This is a genomic window from Erwinia sp. B116 (assembly GCF_002865965.1).
GTDB lineage: Bacteria > Pseudomonadota > Gammaproteobacteria > Enterobacterales > Enterobacteriaceae > Erwinia.
On the sequence record NZ_JRZZ01000001.1, the window covers coordinates 319,551 to 325,837 of the forward strand.

The window sequence follows — 6,287 nt, forward strand, 5'->3', positions numbered from 1 at the left end:
CGCCGGAGGGTGCGCATGACTGAGGCGCAGGGAACCTGGATGTTATGGATACTCAGCTGGACAGGAGCGCCGCGATGAACAGCCTTGACGTAACGGGGGTCACCGTCGGCGTGGACGTCGGCGGCACCTTTACCGATTTTGTGCTGTTTGACCCGCAGCGGCGGCGCAGCCTGTACCATAAACAGCCCAGCACCCCCGCCGATCCGGCACAGGCGGTGAGCGACGGGCTGCAGGCCCTGCTGCAAAAAAGCCGTCTGCCGGCCTCCGCGCTGTCGCTGATCCTGCACGGCACCACGCTGGGCCTGAATGCGATTATCCAGCGCCGGGGTGCCCGGGTGGCGATCGCGATCAGCACCGGCTTTCGTGACGTGCTGGAGATTGGTCGGGCGCGCATGCCGTCGTCGTTTGATTTTCACGCCGACCGGGAGGCCGCCTTCCTGCCGCGCCAGCGGGTGCTGGAGATCGACGCCCGCTTCAGCCCGCAGGGTGAGATCCTCAGCTGGCCGACGGAGCAGCAGCTGCAGCAGCTGGCGCAGGCGATCGGCAGACTGGAGGTCAGCGCGGTGGCGCTGGTCACCCTTAACGGTTACACCCGGCCGCAGGCCGAGGCTGAACTGGCGGCGCAGCTGGCCCGGCACCTCGACGGGGTGCCGGTGCTGTCGGCGGCACAGCTGTGGCCGGAAATCCGCGAATATGAACGCACGCTGGTGGCCGGGCTGAACGCTTATATTCAGCCGCTGATGCAGCGCTATTTTGACCGCCTGAGCGCGCTGCTGGCGCAACAGGCGATCGCGGCACCGCTGCTGATCACCGCCTCCAACGGCGGCGTGTTGCCGCTGGACGCCGCACGCGAGCGCCCGATCGACACCCTGCTGTCCGGCCCGGCCGCCGGGGTAACGGCCGCCGCCCGGCTGGCAGAACGCAGCGGCGGCGGCGGTTACGTCTCCTTTGATATGGGCGGCACCAGCAGCGATATTTCGGTGTCTGCCGACGGCGGCGTTGAACGGGTGACGCGCACCGATATCGGCGGCCTGCCGCTGATCCTGCCGGTGGTCGGCGTTTCGGCGCTCGGCGCCGGCGGCGGGTCGATCGTCCACGTTGATGACTACGGCGTGCTGAAGGTCGGGCCGGAGAGCGCCGGGGCCGATCCCGGTCCGGTGGCCTACGGTCGCGGTGGCAGCGCCCCAACCTTAACGGACTGCTACCTGGTGTGCGGTATCTTACCTGCCGACGTCAGGCTGGCGGGCAGCATCCCGTTGGATTTGGCCGCCGCCCGTCAGGCGCTTGCCGCGCTGGCCGCTCGCTGTGGCCTGCACGGCGAACACGCCGCCGAGCAGGTGGCCAGCGGCGCGCTGGCGGTAGCCACTACCCGGATGGCCACCGACCTGAATAAGGAACTGGCGCGGCGTGGGGTGAACGCCGCCGCGCTGACGCTGATCCCGTTTGGCGGAGCCGGACCGACGCACGCCAGCCTGTTTGCCGACGAGGCGGGCATCGATCGCATCCTGGTGCCGCTGCGCCCGGGCACCTTCTGCGCCGAGGGCGCGGTGACCGCCGATATCCGCCGCGACTTTGTCCGTAGCCTGCGGATGGCGGTCACGGCACAGAACTTCAGCTCGCTGCGGGAGGCGGTGCAGGCGTTAGGCCAGCAGGCGCAGGCGTGGTTCGGCCAGCAGGCCGCGGCGCTGAGTAGCGAGGAGTCCACCCTGTTGCAGGCCGATATGCGCTACCGCGGCCAGGCCTATGAACTGACCGTCAGCCTGCCGCAGGCGGACGAACTGACGCTGAACGGCCTGCAGGCCGCGTTTCAGCAGCTGCATAAGCAGCGGTACGGCTTCACCAGCCCGCCGGAGGACATTGAACTGACCACCCTGCGCCTGTCGCTGACCGCCGCGCTGCCACGGCCGCCGGCCGCCCGGTGGCAGCCGCTGCCGGCTGCCGGTACACCCGTGCAGCGGCCGGTGTTTCTCGACCGGCGCTGGCAGCAGGCCAGCGTCTGGCCGCGCCAGCAGATCCAGTTCAGCGACGTCATTAGCGGGCCGGCCATCGTGGAGCAGGAAGATACCACCACGCTGATTATCCGCGGCTGGCAGGGCCGTCTGGATCCGGCGGGCAACCTGATCGTCACCCGTCAGCCGCAGGGAGATACCGCATGAAGCTGGACGCCATAACCCTGGAGATCCTCAACCAGAAGCTGACCGCGCTGACCGAGGAGATGTGCCATATTCTGCAGCACACCGGCCGCACGCTGTATGTCAAAGAGACCGCCGATTTTTGCTGCGCCATCGCCGACCTGCAGGGGCGTTTTTTCGCCTATCCACGCGGCATCGGCGTCTCAGGATTTGTCGGCCTGAACGCGCTGACCGCCATCAACGCGGTCGGCGACCTGCAGCCCGGTGACGTGATCCTCACCAACGATCCCTGGCGTTCGCGCGGGCTGGCGACGCACCTGCCGGACCTGCAGCTGCTGGAGCCGTGGTTTGTCGACGGCGAAATCGTCGTCTGGGGCTGGGCTTTCCTGCACGCCTCCGACGTCGGCGGTCGGGTGCCGAGCAGCATCTCACCGACCAACGGCGATATTTTTCAGGAAGGGCTGCAGATCCCACCGGTGAAGCTGATGCGCGCCGGGCAGCTCAACCAGGACGTGGCGGCGATCCTCGCCGCCAACAGCCGCACGCCGGAGGCCAACGCCGGTGATATTCAGGCGATGCTCGCCGCGCTGAGCGCCGGGCGTCAGCGGCTGCAAAATATCGTCGGCCAGCACGGCGTGCAGAGCGTGCGCCAGGCGCAGCAGGATCTGCAGGAGTACGCCGCTGCGCGGGCGCGTCAGGTGCTACGGCGTGTTCCCGACGGCTGCTATCAGTTTGAGGATTACCTCGATGATGATGCGACGGGCGGCGGCCTGCCGGTGCGCCTGGCGCTGAGCGCCACCTTTAACGACGGCCGCGTACACCTGGACTTCAGCGGCAGCGACGCGCAGGTGGCCGCCGCGATCAACATCCCCAGCCACGGCGAACCCCATGCCTGGCTGACGCTGCGGCTGCTGGCGCTGGTCTGCACGCTGGATAAAACCGTGCCGCTCAACGCCGGCCTGCTCGCACCGGTTACGCTGTTCGCCCCGGCCGGATCGCTGGTCAATCCGCACTATCCGGCGGCGGTCGGCGTGCGCCACGCCACCGCCGTGCGGGTTAACGACCTGCTGAACGGCCTGCTGGGCCAGGCGCTGCCGCAGGTGATGCCGGCGGCCAGCGGCGGCACCATCATTCCTTTTGTGGTGGCGGAAAGCGCGGTCAACGGCCGCGAACAGAACGTGCAGGTGATCGAGCCGATGGTCGGCGGCGGCGGGGCACGCTTCGGGCGCGACGGCATCGACGGGCGTGATAACAGCATCTCCAACCTGGCCAACAATCCGGTGGAGAAGGTGGAAGCCGAAACCGGTATCCACATTCTGCAGTACGCGCTGCGGGAAGACTCCGCCGGGCCCGGACGGTGGCGCGGCGGCATGGGGCAACAGATCCGTATTCGCATCCGCGAGGAGGACACCACGCTGCTGGCGCGCGGCATGGAACGAATGCTGTTTCAGCCGTGGGGTGTTCACGGCGCAGGTCCCGGCCAGCCGGCGCGGCTGACCCTCTATCCTGCCGACGGTGTTGCCCGGCCCCTGGGCAAAATCGACCTGCTCAGCGTTGGCCCCGGCGATGAGCTGCTGCTGCAGACCCCCGGCGGCGGCGGCTGGGGGGATCCGCTGCTGCGCGATCCGCAGGCGGTGGCCGACGATGTCAGTAATCAGCTACTGAGCAGCGCCGCTGCCGCCGCGCAGTATGGTGTGGTGCTGACCGCCGGGGGCATCGACCACGCCGCCACGGCGGCCCTGCGGCAGGCACCGCGTACGGCTGTTGCATCGTTCGGCAGCGCCCGCGAGCGCTGGCTGGCGGTGTTTACCCCGGCGGTGGTAGGTCGCCTTAATCAGCTGCTTTATACCCGCTCACCGGCCCAGCGCCTGCGCGACAGGCAGTCGGTATTTTCCGCCGCGCTGGCGCTGCTACCCGCCGGGTTTCCGCTGACCGCGCCATCCGACCCCGGACCGGCGCGGCAGGCGTTTACCGCTGCGGTGGTCGCGCTGGAGCAACAACTTTCCCCCGTTACCGATCCCTTACCAGGAGTATTTCATGCGCCCTAAACTGGCCAGTACGTTCGTTCTTTCGGCCCTGATCGGCCTTGTTGTCTCTGCCGCTGCCCATGCAGAGGCCCCCCCGGCATCCACGGACTCCGTGGTGGTGGGCGTTTACGGCGGCGACTGGGAGAAGAATATTCGCGCCTCCGGACTGGAGCAGTACGCGCGGGAGAACAACCTCAAACTGACCGTGGTGCCGGGTGCCGACGCCGAATGGTTTGCCAAACTGCGCGCCGCGAAGGGCCACCGTTCACCGTACGATATCGTGGTTTTCCAGCCTGATACCGTGCAGCGCGCCCAGGCGGCAGGGTTGCTGCAGCCGCTGGACGCGCAGCATATCCCCAACCTGGCTAACCTCTATCAGAGCGTGCAGTCGCGTTTTACCTGGCAGGGCAAAACCTACGCGGCAGCCTTCAGCCTCGGTCAGCTGGGGCTGGCCTACCGTAGCGATCTGGTGAAGACGCCGCCGCGCAGTTGGCTGGATCTGTGGAACCCGGAATATAAGGGCCATGTGGCGATCTCCTCGCCAACCTACGCCGCAGGGCTACAGTTCTTCGCCGGGCTGGTGCATGCGCTGGGCGGCGAACTGAGCAATCCCGCCGACGTGGCGAAGGCCTTCAGCAAACTGGCCGAACTGCGCGGCAACGCGGTGGCCTTCCCGGACAGCCCTGGCGCGATCCAGACCCTGCTGGAGCGCGGCGATGCCTGGGTGGTGCCGTTCTGGGACGGACGGGTATTTGCGCTGAAGCAGCAGGGGCTGAAAATTGACTTTGTTTACCCCTCTGACGGACCGGTGGTGGGCGCGGCGAACTGGGTGATCCCGAAGGGTGCGCCCAACCTGGCCAACGCCTATAAGGTGGTGAATGCGCTCTCCAGCCCGCAGGTGCAGAAGGCCTTCTCTGACCGATCGCTGTACGGCATGACCAACAAGGACGTGGCCTACAGCGACCAGTTAAAAAGCCAGGTCAAAGTGGGTGAAGAGGCTTACAGCAAGCTGATCTGGATCGACTATGCCAGCGCTACGCCGCAGCTGGCTGACTGGACGCGGCGCTGGGGCCAGGCGCTGGGTGCCAAATGAGTGCGCTGGTCATAGACGCGGTAGCGCGCCGCTTTGAACAGCAGCGCGCGCTGGACGGCGTCAGCCTGCGTATCGGGCAGGGAGAGTTTTTCTCCCTGCTCGGCCCGAGCGGCTGTGGCAAAACCACGCTGCTCAATATCATCGCCGGTTTTCTGGCACCGGACAGCGGCCGGGTGTGGCTGGGCGGCGAGGATGTGACCGCGCTGGCACCCTACCGGCGTCATATCGGCATGGTGTTCCAGAATTACGCGCTGTTTCCCCATCTGAGCGTGGCGGAGAACGTGGCCTTTGGCCTGAAGGTGCGCAGGCTGCCGCAGCAGGAACAGCGCGAACGGGTGGACGACGTGCTGAAGCAGGTACGGCTGGAGGGGATGGCGTCCCGGCGGCCGCACCAGCTCTCCGGCGGGCAACAGCAGCGGGTGGCGATTGCCCGTGCGCTGGCGATCCGCCCGCAGGTGCTGCTGCTGGACGAACCCTTATCTAACCTTGATGCGCGCCTGCGCCGCGACATGCAGGACGAACTGCGCGCGCTGCAGCAGCGGGTGGGCATCACCACCGTACTGGTCACCCACGACCAGGAGGAGGCGCTGACCCTCTCCGATCGTATCGGCATTCTTGGCCACGGCCAGCTGCAGCAGGTTGGCACGCCGGCGGAACTCTACCGGCAGCCGCAGAACCGCTTTGTGGCGGAATTTATCGGTGAGGCCAACCTGTTTACGGTCACGCCTGACGCTGGCGGCCAGTGTTACCTGGCGCAACCGCACGATGCGACCACGCCGCTGCGGCTGGCGGCGCAGCAGTTTATCCCGCAAGCCACCCTGCTGATGGTGCGGCCGGAACGGATCCGCCTCTCGGCGTCAGCGCCGGCCAGCGTGGTGAACGCCAGCCCGGCGCAGGTGGTGCGCGTCAGCTTCGCCGGTGCGACCCTGCGGCTGTTATGCCGGCTGCCGGGCGGTGCTGAACTGCAGGTGCAGCCGGCGGAACAGGACTTTGCCGCGCTGCCGGCGGTGGGTCAGACGCTGACGCTGCACTGGC

General features: G+C 67.5%; 4 protein-coding genes. All 4 read left to right on the forward strand.

What is annotated here, in order from left to right; genetic code table 11:
- Positions 1-44 precede the first annotated feature (44 nt).
- Complete coding sequence (locus NV64_RS01340) at positions 45-2,156, forward strand: hydantoinase/oxoprolinase family protein (protein WP_233208892.1); 2,112 nt, start codon at positions 45-47, stop codon at positions 2,154-2,156.
- Positions 2,153-4,180: a hydantoinase B/oxoprolinase family protein gene (locus tag NV64_RS01345; RefSeq protein WP_101505147.1), complete on the forward strand. Its 2,028-nt coding sequence runs from the start codon at positions 2,153-2,155 to the stop codon at positions 4,178-4,180. The genes NV64_RS01340 and NV64_RS01345 overlap by 4 nt, the downstream gene beginning before the upstream one ends.
- Positions 4,170-5,252: a PotD/PotF family extracellular solute-binding protein gene (locus NV64_RS01350; RefSeq protein ID WP_101505148.1), complete on the forward strand. Its 1,083-nt coding sequence runs from the start codon at positions 4,170-4,172 to the stop codon at positions 5,250-5,252. The genes NV64_RS01345 and NV64_RS01350 overlap by 11 nt, the downstream gene beginning before the upstream one ends.
- On the forward strand, positions 5,249-6,287 hold a 1,039-nt coding region (locus NV64_RS01355; RefSeq protein WP_101505163.1), incomplete at its 3' end, for an ABC transporter ATP-binding protein. The genes NV64_RS01350 and NV64_RS01355, both read left to right, overlap by 4 nt.

Coding starts and splice junctions, on each gene's coding strand:
- NV64_RS01345 (WP_101505147.1), top strand. CDS start 2,153: ATGAAGCTGGACGCCATAACCCTGGAGATCCTCAACCAGAAGCTGACC.
- NV64_RS01340 (WP_233208892.1), top strand. CDS start 45: ATGGATACTCAGCTGGACAGGAGCGCCGCGATGAACAGCCTTGACGTA.
- NV64_RS01350 (WP_101505148.1), top strand. CDS start 4,170: ATGCGCCCTAAACTGGCCAGTACGTTCGTTCTTTCGGCCCTGATCGGC.